Source organism: Kluyvera huaxiensis, from assembly GCF_040149365.1.
GTDB classification, from domain to species: domain Bacteria; phylum Pseudomonadota; class Gammaproteobacteria; order Enterobacterales; family Enterobacteriaceae; genus Kluyvera; species Kluyvera intermedia_A.
The window spans coordinates 80,522-97,476 of sequence record NZ_JBEFLV010000001.1 but is presented as its reverse complement, the minus strand read 5'-3'; the positions used below and the strand labels follow the sequence as shown (position 1 = coordinate 97,476).

Sequence of the window (16,955 nt, the reverse complement as noted above, 5' to 3'; positions counted from 1 at the left end):
TAATGAGCGAGGTCAAAGAGGTTATTGTCCAGGGTCTCTGGAAAAATAACTCCGCGCTGGTCCAGCTATTGGGAATGTGTCCGCTGCTGGCGGTCACCTCCACTGCGACCAATGCCCTTGGTTTGGGCCTGGCGACAACGCTGGTGTTGACCCTGACCAACCTGGCAATCTCCAGCCTACGTCGCTGGACGCCGGCTGAAATTCGTATCCCGATTTACGTGATGATTATCGCCTCGGTGGTGAGCGCCGTGCAGATGCTGATTAACGCCTATGCATTTGGCCTCTATCAGTCGCTGGGGATCTTTATCCCTCTCATCGTCACCAACTGCATCGTCGTAGGACGCGCCGAAGCGTTCGCGGCTAAGAAAGGCCCGGCACTGTCTGCACTTGACGGTTTTGCCATCGGCATGGGCGCAACCTGCACCATGTTCGTTCTGGGTTCTATTCGTGAGCTGTTAGGAAACGGGACGCTGTTTGACGGCGCCGACGGTCTGTTGGGGAGTTGGGCTAAATCGCTGCGCGTTGAGCTCTTCCATACCGACACGCCTTTCCTGTTGGCCATGCTGCCGCCGGGCGCGTTTATCGGTCTTGGCATGCTGTTGGCCATCAAGTATTTGATTGATGAACGGACGAAGCAACGTCGTGCCCAGGCCGTCGCGGCTGAAAACGTCGAAATTAATACGGCAGAGAAAGCCTGATGAATAAAGCTAAACGCCTTGAGATCCTGACCCGCCTGCGCGACAACAATCCGCATCCGACCACCGAACTGAACTTCAGCTCGCCGTTTGAACTACTGATTGCGGTGCTGCTTTCCGCTCAGGCCACCGACGTCAGCGTGAATAAGGCGACCGCCAGGCTATATCCGGTGGCCAATACGCCGCAGGCGATGCTCGATTTAGGCGTTGATGGCGTGAAGGAATACATCAAGACTATTGGGCTGTTTAACAGTAAGGCCGAAAACGTCATCAAAACCTGCCGGATGCTGCTTGAGCTGCACGGTGGTGAAGTTCCGGAAAACCGCGAGGCGCTAGAGGCGCTGCCGGGCGTGGGGCGTAAGACCGCGAATGTGGTGCTGAATACGGCCTTCGGTTGGCCCACCATTGCCGTCGATACCCATATTTTCCGCGTCTGCAATCGCACAAATTTCGCTCCGGGCAAGAACGTCGAACAGGTCGAAGAGAAGCTACTGAAGGTTGTTCCCGCCGAATTTAAGGTTGATTGCCACCACTGGTTGATTCTACACGGACGTTACACCTGTATTGCCCGCAAACCACGCTGCGGCTCATGCATTATCGAAGATCTGTGTGAATATAAAGAGAAAATTGAGCTGTAGACCATTTTTCGCGGTGTAGCAAGTCCGCTTACCGCCTTCTCTCCTCGCGCTTAAGCCACGTTTAATCCCATATAATTATTCAGTATTTGGCATTTATAACGCCTATATACCGTTTTTACAGGTCAAACGTGTCATCACTAGCGAAAATTTCTATACAATTGCTGACAAGATCATGTGAGCAACATAATGTTGCATTTATGTTTCTTTACAGGCAAAACACCTACATCATCGCATTGCAACATTTGCAATGCACAAAACGATCATCCAGTATTTTTTCAGAATTCAGCCTATATCACTATATTCAAGCGCGATCAGCAGAAGATATGGTTACAATCCGGTTTTTAGCGTCCGCTGATAGCATAATAAACCACCTATTTTTAAAGCATGAAATTTAACGCTGAATAACATTTATAAAAATGGTTAATTATACCAGTTACTTTATTTGTAACAGAGTATTTCAAAGGCCTTGTCTGAAAGTGCAGGATAGTGAACATTACTTCCCGTTTCCCTCCAGAATAACTATAAGGTGGATGCCAAAACGAGCACTCCGCCCAGTACACCCCCCAGTAATTGGGATGTAAATAAGAGGTATATGTGTCTACTGCAAACAATAAACCAACTGAAAGCGTGAGTTTGAACGCCTTCAAACAACCTAAAGCGTTTTATCTCATCTTCTCTATCGAGTTATGGGAGCGTTTTGGCTTCTACGGCCTGCAAGGCATTATGGCCGTTTACCTGGTTAAACAACTGGGTATGTCTGAAGCAGATTCCATCACCCTGTTCTCTTCCTTCAGTGCGTTAGTTTACGGTCTGGTTGCTATCGGCGGCTGGCTGGGTGACAAAGTGCTGGGTACGAAACGCGTGATTATGCTCGGTGCCGTAGTACTGGCGATTGGTTATGCGCTGGTTGCATGGTCCGGCCACGATGCTGGTATCGTGTATATGGGTATGGCGACTATCGCCGTGGGTAACGGCCTGTTCAAAGCCAACCCATCTTCCCTGCTTTCTACCTGTTATGCCAAAGACGATCCACGTCTGGACGGTGCATTCACTATGTACTATATGTCCGTGAACATCGGTTCGTTCTTCTCTATGCTGGCAACACCATGGCTCGCAGCTAAATACGGCTGGAGCACGGCGTTCGCACTGAGCGTCGTCGGTATGCTGATCACCGTAGTTAACTTCGCGTTCTGCCAGCGTTGGGTTAAACAGTACGGTTCTAAACCTGACTTTGAACCGACTAACTACCGCAACCTGCTGCTGACCATCCTGGGCGTTGTAGTGCTGGTAGCCGTTGCTACCTGGCTGCTCCACCACCAGGAAATTGCACGTATGGTGCTGGGCGTGATTGCGCTGGGTATCGTATTCATCTTCGGTAAAGAAGCCTTTGCAATGCAGGGCGCGGCACGTCGTAAGATGATTGTGGCCTTCATCCTGATGCTGGAAGCGATTATCTTCTTCGTTCTGTACAGCCAGATGCCGACCTCCCTGAACTTCTTCGCCATTCGCAACGTTGAGCACTCCATTCTGGGTATCGCGTTCGAACCGGAACAGTATCAGGCGCTGAACCCATTCTGGATAATCATTGGTAGCCCAATTCTTGCCGCTATCTACAACAAGATGGGTGACACTCTGCCAATGCCAACCAAGTTTGCGATTGGTATGGTGCTGTGCTCCGCTGCATTCCTGATCCTGCCGCTGGGCGCGAAATTCGCCACCGACGCGGGTATTGTTTCTGTTAACTGGTTGATTATCTGCTACGGTCTGCAGAGTATCGGTGAACTGATGATTTCCGGTCTGGGCCTCGCTATGGTTGCACAGCTGGTTCCACAGCGCCTGATGGGCTTCATCATGGGTAGCTGGTTCCTGACCACCGCCGGTGCAAACATCATTGGTGGCTATGTTGCTGGCATGATGGCAGTTCCAGAAAACGTAACCGACCCGGTGATGTCGCTGGAAGTCTATGGCCGCGTATTCCTGCAGATTGGCGTCGCCACTGCCGTTGTCGCCGTGCTGATGTTGCTGACCGCACCAAAACTGAACCGCATGACTCAGGACGATCCGAAGTCTGCTACAGACGGTGAAGCCGCTTCCGCGTAATGTCATCGGGAAACGAATAATTTTGGGCCGCTAACTTTCGTTAGCGGCTTTTTTTTTATCGACTCAAGCACTAACATACCTGCATATCCGCCAGCCGCCCTTCTGCTGATGGACCACAAAAATAACCGAAGTCTGAAGGAGTTACCCATGAAATTGTTCTATAAACCTGGCGCCTGTTCCCTGGCATCGCACATCACCCTACGGGAAAGCGGAAAAGATTTTTCGCTGATTGGCGTCGACCTTATGCACAAACGTATGGAAAACGGCGACGATTTTCTGAAGGTGAACCCGAAGGGCCAGGTCCCGGCGCTGCTGCTGGATGACAACACCCTGCTGACTGAAGGCGTGGCGATCATGCAATACATCGCCGACAGCGTCTCTGACCGCCAGCTGCTGGCACCGGTGGGTACCATTAACCGTTACAAAACGCTGGAGTGGCTGAACTTCATCGCCACCGAGCTGCACAAAGGCTTCACGCCGCTGTTCCGCCCGGACACGCCAGAAGAGTACAAACCAACGGTGCGCGCGCTGTTGGATAAAAAGCTGGCTTACATTGACGAATCCCTGGCAGGCGCTCAGTGGATCAGCGGTTCACGTTTTACCATTGCCGATGCATACCTGTTTACCGTGCTGCGCTGGGCATTTGCCGTGAAGCTGGATATGGCGGGTTATAAGAATATCGCGGACTATATGGCACGCGTAGCTGCACGTCCGGCGGTAGCGGCAGCAATGGCCGCTGAAGGGCTGAAATAAGCGTTTAACATTTGCATTGCCCGGTGCGCATGGCGCTACCGGGCATTGTTCACCGACTTACAGTCGCGTCGCGCTGAAGTCGTGTTCGGGTTTCGCAATCCTGTCCTGGGCCGCAACCACCTGCAGTTCGTACTCGCCCATCTCTTTTGTCGTCAGCATGATTTCATACACCGCCGCGGTAACGTGCTCCAGTGCATCACGGACCGAAGCCCCTTGCAGCAGTTTCACTAATAGCAAACCGCTGGTAACGTCACCAACACCAACCGGATGACGTGAACCGAAATCAATCAGTGGACGGCTGATATGCCACGCTTCGTCTGCCGTCACCAGCAGCATTTCGAAACGATCCGGGCTGTATCCCGCGCGCGCCAGGTGTTTCACCAGCACAATCTCCGGCCCTTGCGCAATCAGTTCACGCGCCGTGAGCACGGCCTCATTGACATCGTTCACCGCGTGGCCGGAGAGGATCTCCAGCTCGATAAGATTCGGCGCAATGATATCGCTTGCCGGAAGCGCATAGCGCTTATGGAACTCGGCCACGCCGGGTGCCACGATACAGCCTTTTTCCGGGTGCCCCATTACCGGGTCACAGAAATATTTCGCCTGCGGGTTCGCCGCTTTGACCTGACGGACAATACCCAGAATATGCTCGCCCTGTTCCGCTGACCCAAGATAACCGCTCAGCACGGCGCTACAACGCGATAACTGGTCGATGTCCGCAATCCCCTGAACAATCTCGGTCAGGTGCGCTGGCGGCATCACACAGCCGGTCCATTTACCGTATTGCGTGTGGTTGGAGAATTGAACGGTGTTCAATGGCCAGACGTTCGCGCCAAGACGGCGCATAGGAAATTCGGCTGCACTGTTGCCCGCATGACCGAAAACAACGTGGGACTGAATGGCGAGGATGTTGTTCATTAGTTCTACTCAGACGACAAAAAAGAAGGGGGCGTAGTTTCCCACGCCCCCCTGTTTTGGAATATTACTTCCAGCAGATCAAACAGTAGTTTTTCTTACCACGACGTAACAGCGTGTAGCGACCAAACAAAATGTCGCCGTCGTTGAAGAAGTACTCTGGGTCGGCCTGTTTTTCACCGTTAATGGTGACCGCGTTAGAAGCGATGGTTTTACGTGCCTGACCGCGAGACGGCTGCAGCTCGGAGTCCACCAGCGCCTGCATCAGGTCGGCGCCTTTTTCCATCTCAACCATCGGCACGCCATCCTGTGCAAGCTGCTCGAAGTCAGCTTCACTCAGCGCGCTCAGGGAGCCGCTGAACAGGCTTTCAGTGATGCGTTTTGCCGCCACCAGGCCTTCTTCACCGTGCACCAGACGAGTCACCAGCTCCGCCAGCACATACTGGGCGCGCGGGGCTTTACCGCTGTTTTTATCTTCTTCTTCCAGGGCATTGATCTCTTCAATGTCCATGAAGGTGAAGAACTTCAGGAAGCGATAAACATCGGCATCCGCGGTGTTAATCCAGAACTGATAGAATTTGTACGGGCTGGTTTTCTTCGGATCCAGCCATACTGCGCCGCCTTCAGTCTTGCCGAATTTGGTGCCGTCAGCTTTGGTGATCAGCGGAACGGTCAGGCCGAATACCTGATTCTGGTGCAGACGACGGGTCAGGTCGATACCAGAGGTGATGTTGCCCCACTGGTCGGAACCGCCAATCTGCAGCGCAACGCCGTGCAGTTTGTTCAGGCAAGCGAAGTCATAACCCTGCAGCAGATTGTAGGAAAACTCGGTGAATGAAATCCCCTGATCGTCACGGTTCAGACGCTGCTTAACCGCTTCTTTGTTGATCATCTGGTTAACAGAGAAGTGCTTACCGATATCGCGCAGGAAAGTCAGCACGTTCATGCCGCCAAACCAGTCGTAGTTGTTAGCGGCGATTGCCGAGTTGTCGCCACAGTCGAAGTCGAGGAACGGTGCAACCTGCTTACGGATTTTCGCAACCCAGTCCTGTACGGTATCTTCGGTGTTCAGTTTACGCTCGGCGGCTTTAAAGCTAGGGTCCCCAATCAGACCGGTCGCACCACCCACCAGCGCAACAGGTTTATGCCCTGCCTGCTGGAAGCGTTTCAGGCATAACAAAGGAACAAGATGCCCCAAATGCAAGCTGTCAGCGGTAGGATCGAAGCCGCAATAGAGCGCGATCGGGCCTTGCGCCAGTCGCTCTGCTAACGCTACCTCGTCCGTTACCTGGGCAACTAGCCCCCGCTCTTGCAGTTGTTTAATCAAGTTACTGCTTGCCATCAAATTCTCCATCTATATCCGACTGCACCTTTGCCGGTACACGACTTTTCGCCAGACGCGAAAGCCTTATAGAATAAAGCGCTGGCGCATTCAGCGCTAGCGCTTAAGACAACAAATTTCAGCGTTTACGGGGCCAGGCGGTCAATTTTCCACGCGTCGGCTTCACGCTGGTACAAAAAACGGTCATGCAGACGGTGTTCACCGCCCTGCCAGAACTCCATTTGCTCAACCGTGACGCGAAAGCCTCCCCAAAAACTTGGCAACGGCACGTCGCCCTGTTGGAATTTTTGTTTCAACTCAAGAAACTTGCTTTCGAGGATCCCGCGAGCAGAGATGCGGCTGGACTGTTTAGAGACCCAGGCGCCAATCTGGCTATCGCGCGGGCGGCTGTGGAAGTATTTCATCACTTCAAGCGTCGACAGGCGCTCAGCTTTACCAATAACCATCACCTGGCGATCCAACATATGCCATGGGAACAGCAGGCTGATGCGCGGGTTCTGCTCCAGTTGATGTGCTTTGCGACTGCCCAGGTTGGTGTAAAACACCAGCCCTTTCTCGTCATAATGTTTAAGCAGCACAATGCGCTGATACGGTTGACCGTTTTCATCCACCGTTGCCACAACCATTGCCGTAGGATCGGCCAGACGTGCCTCGCAGGCCTGTCCAAGCCAGCGTTCAAAAAGCGGTAGCGGTTCGGCGGGAAGATCGTGGCGACGCAGGCCGCCACGGGTGTATTCTCGGCGCAGATGCGCGATTTGCTGCAGATCTTCGTTATCAGACATGGCGTTTGAAATTGTAGTCAGTAGGTGGCGTTATTGTGCGCCGCCCGCCTGAAAATCTCAACGCTTGGGGTTTTGTAACTTACAGTTATTCAGCACGATATGGTCGCGTTTATAGACCGTTGCCTCGTCGCCTTTCGACCAGAACACGTAAATACCATCGGTATAGCGTGCACCCGAAGCAGAAATGCCCTGCGGCAGATTCAACTGCTGATTGTCATAAACAAAGCTAACCTGCTGACGCGGGTTGTTAAGTTGAACCGTTAACGGTTTTTCATCGCACTGATATTCCAGCGTGTCGGTTTGCATGCGTTCCATAAACTGGTTGTAAGTGCTACAGCCGGCAAGCATCAAAGGGATAACAGCAATAAGTAGTTTTTTCATTTTATTAGGCCTTTCGACATTCCTGGTCAAGGAGCGATTTTCACACTCCCGTTCAAGGTAAGTCTACAGGCCGATGGTAAAAGAAGATTTCAGTTAACTCTTATTATTCTGTGGGTTCGCTGGGAAAATGGCCCCTAAAACGGTAGCCTCTGATGCGCCGGTCACAGAAGGCAAGTTTCCCGGCAGGCCCGCCACCGTGCGCCAGGCAAGCCAGGCAAAAGCCAGCGCTTCCATATCGTCACCGCTAATACCATATTCATCGGTGGCGGCGACTTCCGTACCCGCCAGCAGCCCGGCAAGACGCGCCATCACTAGCGGATTGCGGCTTCCGCCGCCGCATACCAGCAAACGGTCGCAGCCACCGCTAAGCAGCACCTGTTCACTGATGGTCACCGCCGTGAGCTCCGTCAGCGTCGCCTGTACGTCTTGCGGCCGCAGCCCAGGATAACGCGAGAGGAATTGCGCCAGCCAGCCGTAGTTAAAGTATTCGCGCCCGGTGCTCTTCGGTGCCGGAGCGCTAAAATACGGGTCGCTCAGCATATCCTGCAGCAACGGTAACACAACTTTGCCTTCGTTAGCCCACTCGGCGTCTTTATCGTACGGTTTGCCGAGACTACGCCAGACCCATGCATCCATCAGCATATTGCCCGGCCCGGTATCAAATCCCCGCACCGGTTGACCCGGAACCAGCAGGGAGAGATTGGCAATCCCGCCGATGTTAAGGATCATTCGCCGTTCGCTCTCGTGGGCCAGCAGCGCCTGGTGAAACGCAGGAACCAGCGGTGCGCCCTGCCCGCCAAGCGCCATGTCGCGGCGGCGGAAATCCCCCACGACGCTAACACCGGTGCGGGCAGCGATAATATTATTGTCACCAATTTGCATCGTATGCGGCGCATCGCTCTTCGGCTCATGCCAGACCGTTTGCCCATGGCAGCCGATAGCGACGATATCCTGCGCCTTGAGATGCTCCTGGGACATCAGTGCGATAATGGCATCGGCAAACAAATTACCCAGCCGATTGTCGAGCTGACCCAGCTGCGAGAGCGTTAGCGGCTGTCCCTGACAAATAGCCAGTACCGCTTCTTTTAGCGCAATGGGAATGGGCCAGGACAGGCTGGCAAGCTGTGCCACTCTGCTTTCATCAATGGCCGCGAGTACCACGTCTACGCCGTCAAGACTGGTTCCCGACATCACGCCAATATATCGCCCGGATTTCATACGCCGTCCTTAGTCACTTTTGCAGGGTTAACACTCCAGCATAAAGTGGCACGTAATGCTATTAACTAATAATGTTTTTTAACAATATACCCTCAGCACGGCTATTCCCGGAGACCCAACATTTTGTCTTGCGTTTAGCGTTGGTTAAGCCAGGGCGGATTATTCTTTGCGAATAAATGCGGAGTATATGACCGCGTCGTTCAAATACCATATAATTGTTCAGTAGGGATGCTCATGAGGGCAATTCTGGTGAACTGGAGATTCATAATGATGTTACGCGTGTTGGCTGTTTCAATGATTGGTTTATCCCTGGCTGGATGTGTCAACAGTAGCGGCCTGTCCGGCGATGTTTACTCTGCCTCTGAAGCGAAACAGGTACAGAACGTGACTTACGGTACAATTGTCCACGTACGTCCTGTTCAGATTCAAGGTGGTGACGATAGCAACGTTATCGGTGCTATCGGTGGTGCAGTACTTGGTGGTTTCCTGGGTAATACCGTCGGTGGTGGTACCGGGCGTTCTCTGGCTACCGCAGCCGGCGCAGTGGCAGGCGGCGTAGCTGGCCAGAGCGTTCAAGGTGCGATGAACAAAACCCAGGGCGTCGAACTGGAAATCCGTAAAGATGATGGCAATACCATCATGGTGGTCCAGAAACAGGGCGATACCCGTTTCTCTGCAGGCCAGCGCGTCGTAATGGCGAGCAATGGTAGCCAGGTGACCGTTTCCCCACGTTAAGACTCCCGGTGTACGTGGTTTTTATGACCACGTACACTTTTTCATGATATCTCGTATTTCCTTATTCCCGCCTTTCGTCATTACTATATTCATATGATGAATATATAAAAGCCATTTACCCCTGCTATTATTTGCGCATAAACAATATTTCTTTACAGATAGTCCAGTAAACTATTATGCATATAGGGCCAGGACGCCCGAAGCGACAGCGCTTAATGTAAATAGGATACATATATGCTCTTAAAATTCCCTTTGCGACGTTTTTTGATTTATCTCGCCATTACTCTCATTGGGGCATTTGTTCTGAACCATTTATCCAATGCTTTCATACGTAATCTCCCAGCAATAGCTCCTATTTTATTTCCGACGCTGACAATTTTTTTGATGGTATTCCACAGCATGATCGCCGTGTTTATGATCATGAAGTATGCATGTGATAAACGTCAGCTCTATTTGATGCCTATCGCCTGCGCATTCACCTCCTCGGCGCTGCTGATGCTCGGAACCTTAAACAGCTATCCCGGGTGGTTTTTGTGTGGCGGGTTGAATAAAACCAATTACAATGATGCGTTAATCTTTTTCTCATTCCGCAACATTCTGATGGCCATACTATTTGTGACGGCTGTCATTCTGTATGCAATTCGCAAGTGGCAAATGCACAGCCGCGTAATACATTTAACTATCTTAACTATTATTGTTTCTTTTAGTCTGACAGCAATGTACCTGGCCTGGTTGTACTCCAGCAATAATTTGGCCTTACATGTCGATTTCATTGATAATATTACGTTTAGATATACACATATCTGGAAAGAAACATTTATCTGGACTCTCATAGGGATCTGGATAGTCACCCTGCTAACCATTTTATTCGTGACGCAATTACGTAATGTATTTTGGTATAGCGGTGCTTTTTTTTGCTCCTGTTATATTTTCACGCTGTTGGTGCTGATGGTTGGAGAGAACGTCGCTAGCTACAGTTGGTATCAGGCGCGCTTATTTGAAACCATATCGACGCTGTTCTTGATCTTCGTGTTGTTCTGCGATGTCTTCACGCTGTATCGTCAGTCCAACGCTAAGTATCTTAATTCATACCAGAACTCCATCCGCGACCCGTTAACGCAGCTGTATAACCGCAGTTATTTCTATGACTCATTCACCGCCCTGCTACCCGCTGTCGCCAATGGCCAGCCGGTCTCGGTTATCGTCAGCGATCTCGATCACTTCAAGCGTATCAACGACAGATATGGACATCTGCAGGGCGACAAGGTCATTCAATTTGTCGCCAATATCCTGCAAGACTCCGTACGCCAGAACGACGTCGCCGCGCGGATTGGCGGTGAAGAGTTTGCGCTCCTGTTGGTGAATACCTCTTCGGAAGTGGCGCACTCTATTGCCGAACGTATCCGCCTGGTGATTAGCCAGCACGATGACGTGAGCAGTGACAATCATTTTCCGGAGCCGGTAACGATCAGTATGGGGGTATTTACCGCAGTCGATTTGTCTGTGCCCGTTGAAGAGTGTGTCCGCCGGGCGGATGAAGCAATGTATAAAGCCAAGGCAGCTGGGCGTAACCGGGTTGAGGTGTGGCGGGGGTAGCCGGAAATGAAAAAACCCGCGAGTTCGCGGGTTTTATGTATCAGTCGCGTGACTGTAGCTCGATGATGTTGTGTTCCAGCTTAAGAATAAGCCGGGTCAGCATCCCGAGTTCTTCGGCTGAGATCCCTGCCAGGATATCGCCGCGCGTGTGACTAATCACCGCTTCCATCTCCTGAATCAGCGGTTCCGCTTTCTCAGTTAACTTAATACGCTTGGCGCGACGGTCGTTGGCACAGGTCTGGCGAGAAATCAGTCCCTTCTCTTCCAGTTGGTCCAGGGTCCGTACCAGAGACGGCTGCTCAATGCCGATCGCTTTAGCCAGTTGGATTTGAGACTGTTCGGGCGGTAGCTGATGAATATTATGCAGCGTAACCCAGTGCGTCTGCGTCAGTTCCAGAGGTTTGAGGCGATGGTCAATCAGAGCACGCCATATGCGCACCAACCGTGCCAGATCAGAACCTAATGGCGATTCCAATTTCATCTCCTTATAATTAGCTTGCTAAGTTATTATACTGATTTTAGAATAGTGTGCAGTATTTAAATTAGCAAAACAAATGAATTGCCACGTGCACTTAAACCAGATCCATGGATTACACTGTTACAAACCATGTATATTTATTTCAAAAGAAGTCACGTTTTCGGGTTATAACGCATTAATTATAAAGGATTTCTTTTTGTGATATTGAATCTTTATCGCCCAGGACTACCACTACAAGATCTTGTAGTCGGTGCTTCAATTTATTTTCCCCCATTATTCAAAGCCGTCCTGCTTGGCTTCCTTTTCTGGCTCGTCGTCCATCGCACCTTGCGTGATTGGATGTACGCCGGTGATATCTGGCATCCGCTGTTGATGGATCTCTCCTTCTTTGCGCTTTCCGTCTGTGTTGCGTTAATGATTCTGGTTTGGTGGTGATGTAATCCAATGAAAAAATTAAAATATTTCTCAACACTGCTGATCGCAGCGCTCGCTATCCTCGCCGTCTGGCTGGTCTGGAATTACTACATGCAGTCGCCGTGGACGCGTGATGGTAAAATTCGTGCCGAACAGGTCGACATCACCCCTCAGGTTTCAGGCAGTATTCTGGCCCTTAACGTTAAGGACAACCAGTTCGTAAAAGCTGGCGATGTCCTGTTCCAGATTGACCCCACGCCGTGGCGCATTGCGGTAATGAACGCTGATGCAAAGCTGACGAAAGCACAATCAGATCTCTCCCGCGCGAGTCATGAAGCGGCTCGTCGCAGAGGGTTATCGGCTAATTTCATCTCAGCGGAAGATCTGGATGCGGCCAATATGGCGATGAAAGCAGCGCAGGCTAATTTTGATGCGGCCCAGGCGGAACGCGAGCATGCGCGTTGGCAGCTCGGCCAAACGGAAGTTAAAGCACCCGTTGATGGTTGGGTCACTAACCTGACCACCCGCATCGGTAATTATGCCGCCATTGGCCATCCGGTTTTCGCCCTGATAGACAGTCACTCGTTCTACGTCGTGGGCTATTTTGAAGAGACCAAACTACGCCATATTCGCGAAGGCGACCGCGCCGACATCGTTTTATATAGCGACAATAAAAAGTTACAGGGTCACGTATCCAGTATTGGCCGCGCAATACACGATCAAAGCCTTGCTACCGACGGCACGCTGGTTGCGGATATCAAACCCACTATTCCTTGGGTGCGGCTGGCCCAGCGCGTACCGGTACGCATTGAATTTGACTCACTGACGGAGGATACGCTGCTCGTCGCCGGGACCACCTGCACCGTCTCTATTCTCGGTGACAAGCCATGATCCTGCCCGCTTTGACCTGGAAATCTTTGCCCTGGGTTAAAGCCACGCCAGCGCAGTGGCGCTATGCGTTACGTAACACCATTGCCATGTGTCTAGCGCTCAGCATTGCCTACGGGCTGAATCTTGATGAGCCGTATTGGGCCTTGACGTCGGCCGCCGTGGTTAGTTTTCCTACCGTCGGCGGCGTTATCAGTAAAAGCCTCGGGCGTATTGCCGGTAGCCTGCTCGGTGCCAGCGCCGCGCTGCTCATCGCCGGACACACGCTGACTGAGCCCTGGCTATTTTTATTTGCTATGTCAGGCTGGCTAGCTTTCTGCACCTGGGTCTGCGCGATGTACACTAATAACGTCGCCTACGCTTTCCAGCTAGCGGGCTACACCTGCGCGATTATTGCCTTTCCCATCATTAATGCCGTTGACGCGACCCAACTGTGGGAAATCGCTCAGGCCCGCGTTTGTGAGGTCATTGTCGGAATACTGTGCGGTGGCCTGATGATGATGGTCCTGCCCAGCACCTCCGACGGCAGCGCCCTATTGACCGCGCTGAAGAATATGCATGCGCGTCTTCTGGAACACGCCAGCCTGCTGTGGCAGCCGGTGACAACCGATGCCATGCGCACCGCTCACCAGAGCGTTATCAGCCAGATCCTGACCATGAATCTGTTGCGTATTCAGGCCTTCTGGAGCCACTATCGGTTACGTCGGCAGAATACGCTGCTCAACTATCTCCTTCACCAGCAGCTACGCCTGACTAGCGTTATTTCAAGCCTACGCCGCCTGATGATGAACTGGTCCGACGCACCAGAGAATATTCGCCCAGTACTGGAAGAATTGCTTCAGGCGCTAGCCAAACCCAACTGTGATGCTTATACCGTTGCCCGCATCATCGCCCCGCTGGCACCGCGAGATCCGCAAAATTATCGCCACCACGCCTTCTGGCATCGGCTGCGTTATTTTTGCCGCCTCTACCTCACCACCAGCCATTGGTTACAACGGCTGGAAAATGCCACTGCGGTGACCGAGTTTTCAGTTCCCGAAGCCCCCGCGCTGATGCGCCATACCGATCACATCGAAGCCGCATGGAGCGGGATGCGTACTTTCTTCGCCCTGGTGAGCGTGGGTGCACTCAGCATTAGCACGCAGTGGGAGTCCGGCGCGGCGGCGTTAACGCTCGCCGCTATCTGCTGTGTGCTCTATTCCAACGTGCCGTCGCCGTTTAGTTCACTTACCCTGCTGATGCGTACGCTCATCCTGCTGTCCATTTTCAGTTTTGGCGTGAAGTTTGGCCTGATGGTGCAAATTAGCGACCTGTGGCAGTTTATGTTGTTCTTATTCCCGCTGCTGCTGACCATGCAGTTGCTTAAGCTGCAAATCCCTAAACAGGCCAGACTGTGGGGCTCGCTGATCGTCTTTATGGGCTCATTTATCTCCGTCACCAATCCGCCGGTTTATGATTTCGCCGCTTTTCTCAACGACAACCTGGCGAAAATCATCGGCGTAGGCCTGGCATGGCTGGCCTTTGCCGTGCTGACGCCAGGTTCCGATGCGCGGAAGAGCCGCCGCCATATTCGGGCGTTACGGCGTCACTTTGTTGACCAGTTGAGCAGGCATCCGACCAACAGCGAGCATAAGTTTGAATCATTGGTTTATCATCATGTTAGCCAACTCAGTACCAGTCAGGACGAACCGGCACGTCGTTGGTTGCTGCGTTGGGGGGTGGTGCTACTCAACTGTTCGCACGTGGTGTGGCAGCTACGCGAATGGGAAGCGCGATCTGACCCGCTTTCTCAGGTCCGCGACATGTGCATCAGTCTGTTACGGGATGTCATGAGTGAACGCGGGGTACAGCAACGGCCGCTGGCAGCGACATTGCAGGAGCTTCAACGAATTTGCGACACGCTCTCTCACCACCATCAACCGGCGGCGCGCGAGCTGGCGTCTATTTTGTGGCGGCTGTATTGTTCACTTTCACAGCTTGAGACCGCACCAACGCCCGGTACGCTAACCGAACAGACGGCTTAAAAGAAGAAATGCAGGCGGATGTTTCCGCCTGCACTACCGAGATTACGGGACGTCGTATCCCAATGCGGCTTTACGAATGCGGAACCACTGTTGGCGGGTCATATCGAGCGATTGAGCGACAATCGCCGAACGTACACGCTCAATCTTCCCGGAACCGATAATTGGCAGCGGCTGCGACGGCAGGCGCATCACCCACGCGTACACCACTTGCTCGATGCTGCCAGCGTTCAGCTCATTCGCCACCTTCGCCAGTTCATCGCGTAGCGGCTGGAATTCGTTATCATTGAACAGACGGCCGCCGCCAAGGCAAGACCAGGCCATCGGATGAATGCGCAGTTGCTGAAGCTGGTCCAGCGTACCATCGAGAATCGTCGGCTGGTGAATTGGGGAGATTTCGACCTGGTTGGTCGCCAACGTGAACGGCAACCGCGATTGCAGCAGCGCGAACTGCGCTGGGGTAAAGTTAGAGACACCGAAGTGGCGCACTTTCCCGCTCTGGTGCAGCGTCAGAAACGCCTGAGCTACCTCATCGGCATCCATCAACGGGTCTGGACGATGGATCAGCAGCAGATCGAGCACATCGGTCGCCAGATTGCGCAACGACTGCTCGGCGCTATGAATGATGTGGTTGCGGTCGGTAATGTAGTGCCCAAGCGCATGCTCAGGTTTTGCGGTCGTTGCGATGCCACATTTGGTGACAATTTCCATACGCTGACGCAGGTGCGGCGCGAGCTTCATCGCTTCACCAAAGGCGGCCTCGCATTGATAACCGCCGTAGATATCCGCATGGTCAACGGTTGTCACGCCAAGATCGAGATGCTCTTCGATAAAGCTCACCAGTTGGCGCGCGGACATGTTCCACTCCATCAAACGCCAGTAGCCCATCACGAAACGCGAGAATTCCGGGCCCTGCGGCGCCAGGGTAATACGTTGAACCATAACCACTTCCTCAATAAATAATTTGCATCGAGTATACGCATTTTTGCGCTTAAAACAGTGAGGGCTGCTGAGGTTCTTCAGCGTCAGGCGCTTTGCCTGCGCGTAATTTGCGCAGCAACCGCTGGCGGCATAGCCGCAGAACGTCCTGTTTTTGCGCATCGCTCATTGTTTGCCAGCTAAAGCGCTCATCGCGGCTACGAAAACAGCCGCGACAAAACCCGCGCTCATCCGACTGACAAATGCCCCGGCACGGACTTTGAACCGGGAAAAATTCCAGTTGCTCCGCCACGTTAGCCCCCTTTTACCTCGTGATACTCTCATTGAAGACGTTTAATCGACCGGGCGCAACTTTTCTCCACCATCGTGCGCCTCAGGCATCATTTTCAAAAATTCGGTTGCATTAGACCAATCGGTCTATTACAGTGCGTTCCATGAGCAAATCAATTGAACATGATACCCGTGAACACATTCTGGCAACCGGCGAGCGTCTTTGCATGCACCGGGGCTTTACCGGAATGGGTCTGAGCGAACTGCTGAAAACGGCGGAAGTCCCGAAGGGATCGTTCTATCACTATTTCCGTTCAAAAGAGGCGTTTGGCGTGGCGATGCTGGAACGGCACTTTGCCGATTACCATCTGCGTCTGGTTCAGCACTTTACACAAGGTGCTGGTAACTACCGCGACCGCCTGCTGGATTACTACCAGCACACGCTCACCCAGTTTTGCCAGCAGGGATTGATTAGCGGGTGTCTAACCGTAAAGCTCTCGGCTGAAGTGTGCGATCTTTCCGAAGATATGCGCGCTGAAATGAATAAGGGTGCCAACCAGATTATGGTTCTGCTGGCACAAGCGTTGGAAAATGGCCGCCGTGAAGGTTGCCTGAAGTTTATCGGTGAGGCCGACGCCACCGCGCAGGTTCTTTACTCACTGTGGCTCGGTGCAAATTTGCAAGCCAAAATGGCTCGCAGCTCTGCCCCGCTCGAAAGCGCGCTGACGCATGTCAGGAATCTGATTTCCGCGCCGGACTAATCACCGGCGTTTTTATTTATTATACCACT

At 52.6% G+C, this 16,955-nt stretch carries 18 protein-coding genes; 10 read left to right on the top strand and 8 right to left on the bottom strand.

Translation table 11 applies throughout. The features are described from left to right. Window positions 1-2 precede the first annotated feature (2 nt). From ABOC97_RS00530 to gstA, 4 genes are all read left to right on the top strand, one after another. Entirely contained in the window at window positions 3-698 is a 696-nt protein-coding gene (locus ABOC97_RS00530) for an electron transport complex subunit E (RefSeq protein ID WP_349592736.1), read from the top strand. Beyond that, window positions 698-1,333: an endonuclease III gene (gene nth / locus ABOC97_RS00525; protein ID WP_234502908.1), complete on the top strand. Its 636-nt coding sequence runs from the start codon at window positions 698-700 to the stop codon at window positions 1,331-1,333. The genes ABOC97_RS00530 and nth overlap by 1 nt, the downstream gene beginning before the upstream one ends. A 594-nt stretch (window positions 1,334-1,927) precedes the next feature. Beyond that, window positions 1,928-3,433 carry a dipeptide/tripeptide permease DtpA gene (dtpA, locus tag ABOC97_RS00520; RefSeq protein ID WP_349592731.1) on the top strand — a complete coding sequence of 502 codons (1,506 nt, stop codon included), beginning with the start codon at window positions 1,928-1,930 and terminating at the stop codon, window positions 3,431-3,433. A 147-nt stretch (window positions 3,434-3,580) separates the two neighbouring features. Next, window positions 3,581-4,186, top strand: coding sequence for a glutathione transferase GstA (gstA, locus tag ABOC97_RS00515; protein WP_349592728.1), 606 nt, complete (start codon window positions 3,581-3,583; stop codon window positions 4,184-4,186). A gap of 57 nt (window positions 4,187-4,243) precedes the next feature. Here gstA and pdxY read toward each other — a convergent pair whose 3' ends face one another. The 5 genes from pdxY to anmK all read right to left on the bottom strand — a co-directional run bounded on the left by pdxY (window position 4,244) and on the right by anmK (window position 8,824). Further along, window positions 4,244-5,104, bottom strand: a complete 861-nt coding sequence (gene pdxY / locus ABOC97_RS00510) for a pyridoxal kinase PdxY (protein ID WP_349592725.1) — start codon at window positions 5,102-5,104, stop codon at window positions 4,244-4,246. A gap of 64 nt (window positions 5,105-5,168) precedes the next feature. Then, window positions 5,169-6,443: a tyrosine--tRNA ligase gene (gene tyrS, locus ABOC97_RS00505; protein ID WP_234502904.1), complete on the bottom strand. Its 1,275-nt coding sequence runs from the start codon at window positions 6,441-6,443 to the stop codon at window positions 5,169-5,171. 125 nt (window positions 6,444-6,568) lie between these two features. Further along, window positions 6,569-7,225 carry a pyridoxamine 5'-phosphate oxidase gene (gene pdxH / locus ABOC97_RS00500; RefSeq protein ID WP_349592722.1) on the bottom strand — a complete coding sequence of 219 codons (657 nt, stop codon included), beginning with the start codon at window positions 7,223-7,225 and terminating at the stop codon, window positions 6,569-6,571. Between the two features lie 57 nt (window positions 7,226-7,282). After that, entirely contained in the window at window positions 7,283-7,606 is a 324-nt protein-coding gene (gene mliC, locus ABOC97_RS00495; protein WP_052281527.1) for a C-type lysozyme inhibitor, read from the bottom strand. Window positions 7,607-7,699: 93 nt separating this feature from the next. Continuing rightward, the gene (gene anmK, locus ABOC97_RS00490) at window positions 7,700-8,824 is read right to left on the bottom strand and encodes an anhydro-N-acetylmuramic acid kinase (RefSeq protein ID WP_349592718.1); all 1,125 of its coding nucleotides are present in this window, start codon (window positions 8,822-8,824) and stop codon (window positions 7,700-7,702) included. Window positions 8,825-9,091: 267 nt separating this feature from the next. On the opposite strand from anmK, the gene slyB reads away from it, so the two are divergent. Continuing rightward, a complete protein-coding gene (gene slyB / locus ABOC97_RS00485) occupies window positions 9,092-9,559 on the top strand; it encodes an outer membrane lipoprotein SlyB (protein ID WP_234502900.1) in 468 nt (155 codons plus the stop codon). 234 nt (window positions 9,560-9,793) lie between these two features. Then, entirely contained in the window at window positions 9,794-11,155 is a 1,362-nt protein-coding gene (locus ABOC97_RS00480; RefSeq protein WP_349592715.1) for a sensor domain-containing diguanylate cyclase, read from the top strand. Window positions 11,156-11,195: 40 nt separating this feature from the next. Here ABOC97_RS00480 and slyA read toward each other — a convergent pair whose 3' ends face one another. Further along, the gene (gene slyA / locus ABOC97_RS00475) at window positions 11,196-11,636 is read right to left on the bottom strand and encodes a transcriptional regulator SlyA (protein ID WP_349592712.1); all 441 of its coding nucleotides are present in this window, start codon (window positions 11,634-11,636) and stop codon (window positions 11,196-11,198) included. Between the two features lie 195 nt (window positions 11,637-11,831). On the opposite strand from slyA, the gene ABOC97_RS00470 reads away from it, so the two are divergent. From ABOC97_RS00470 to ABOC97_RS00460, 3 genes are read left to right on the top strand one after another with little or no spacing between them, the layout of a single operon-like run. Continuing rightward, window positions 11,832-12,068 carry a DUF1656 domain-containing protein gene (locus ABOC97_RS00470; protein WP_349592709.1) on the top strand — a complete coding sequence of 79 codons (237 nt, stop codon included), beginning with the start codon at window positions 11,832-11,834 and terminating at the stop codon, window positions 12,066-12,068. Between the two features lie 9 nt (window positions 12,069-12,077). Next, window positions 12,078-12,938 (top strand): HlyD family secretion protein, encoded by an 861-nt coding sequence (locus ABOC97_RS00465; protein WP_349592706.1) that lies wholly within the window; start codon window positions 12,078-12,080, stop codon window positions 12,936-12,938. Further along, window positions 12,935-14,959, top strand: coding sequence for an FUSC family protein (locus ABOC97_RS00460; RefSeq protein ID WP_349592703.1), 2,025 nt, complete (start codon window positions 12,935-12,937; stop codon window positions 14,957-14,959). The genes ABOC97_RS00465 and ABOC97_RS00460 overlap by 4 nt, the downstream gene beginning before the upstream one ends. A gap of 42 nt (window positions 14,960-15,001) precedes the next feature. On the opposite strand, the gene ABOC97_RS00455 is transcribed toward ABOC97_RS00460, so the two are convergent. Both ABOC97_RS00455 and ABOC97_RS00450 read right to left on the bottom strand, forming a co-directional pair. Then, window positions 15,002-15,898 carry an aldo/keto reductase gene (locus ABOC97_RS00455; RefSeq protein WP_349592700.1) on the bottom strand — a complete coding sequence of 299 codons (897 nt, stop codon included), beginning with the start codon at window positions 15,896-15,898 and terminating at the stop codon, window positions 15,002-15,004. A 49-nt stretch (window positions 15,899-15,947) separates the two neighbouring features. Then, window positions 15,948-16,187: a DUF1289 domain-containing protein gene (locus ABOC97_RS00450; RefSeq protein WP_234502887.1), complete on the bottom strand. Its 240-nt coding sequence runs from the start codon at window positions 16,185-16,187 to the stop codon at window positions 15,948-15,950. A gap of 142 nt (window positions 16,188-16,329) precedes the next feature. Between ABOC97_RS00450 and ABOC97_RS00445 the strand changes: the two genes are divergently transcribed. Then, window positions 16,330-16,926: a TetR/AcrR family transcriptional regulator gene (locus ABOC97_RS00445; RefSeq protein WP_349592697.1), complete on the top strand. Its 597-nt coding sequence runs from the start codon at window positions 16,330-16,332 to the stop codon at window positions 16,924-16,926. Window positions 16,927-16,955 lie beyond the last annotated feature (29 nt).

Bases quoted from the DNA above. Each gene is read 5' to 3' on its own strand.
- ABOC97_RS00530 (WP_349592736.1), top strand. From the start codon at position 3: ATGAGCGAGGTCAAAGAGGTTATTGTCCAGGGTCTCTGGAAAAATAAC.
- nth (WP_234502908.1), top strand. From the start codon at position 698: ATGAATAAAGCTAAACGCCTTGAGATCCTGACCCGCCTGCGCGACAAC.
- gstA (WP_349592728.1), top strand. From the start codon at position 3,581: ATGAAATTGTTCTATAAACCTGGCGCCTGTTCCCTGGCATCGCACATC.
- pdxY (WP_349592725.1), bottom strand. From the start codon at position 5,104: ATGAACAACATCCTCGCCATTCAGTCCCACGTTGTTTTCGGTCATGCG.
- tyrS (WP_234502904.1), bottom strand. From the start codon at position 6,443: ATGGCAAGCAGTAACTTGATTAAACAACTGCAAGAGCGGGGGCTAGTT.
- pdxH (WP_349592722.1), bottom strand. From the start codon at position 7,225: ATGTCTGATAACGAAGATCTGCAGCAAATCGCGCATCTGCGCCGAGAA.
- mliC (WP_052281527.1), bottom strand. From the start codon at position 7,606: ATGAAAAAACTACTTATTGCTGTTATCCCTTTGATGCTTGCCGGCTGT.
- anmK (WP_349592718.1), bottom strand. From the start codon at position 8,824: ATGAAATCCGGGCGATATATTGGCGTGATGTCGGGAACCAGTCTTGAC.
- slyB (WP_234502900.1), top strand. From the start codon at position 9,092: ATGATGTTACGCGTGTTGGCTGTTTCAATGATTGGTTTATCCCTGGCT.
- ABOC97_RS00480 (WP_349592715.1), top strand. From the start codon at position 9,794: ATGCTCTTAAAATTCCCTTTGCGACGTTTTTTGATTTATCTCGCCATT.
- slyA (WP_349592712.1), bottom strand. From the start codon at position 11,636: ATGAAATTGGAATCGCCATTAGGTTCTGATCTGGCACGGTTGGTGCGC.
- ABOC97_RS00465 (WP_349592706.1), top strand. From the start codon at position 12,078: ATGAAAAAATTAAAATATTTCTCAACACTGCTGATCGCAGCGCTCGCT.
- ABOC97_RS00460 (WP_349592703.1), top strand. From the start codon at position 12,935: ATGATCCTGCCCGCTTTGACCTGGAAATCTTTGCCCTGGGTTAAAGCC.
- ABOC97_RS00455 (WP_349592700.1), bottom strand. From the start codon at position 15,898: ATGGTTCAACGTATTACCCTGGCGCCGCAGGGCCCGGAATTCTCGCGT.
- ABOC97_RS00445 (WP_349592697.1), top strand. From the start codon at position 16,330: ATGAGCAAATCAATTGAACATGATACCCGTGAACACATTCTGGCAACC.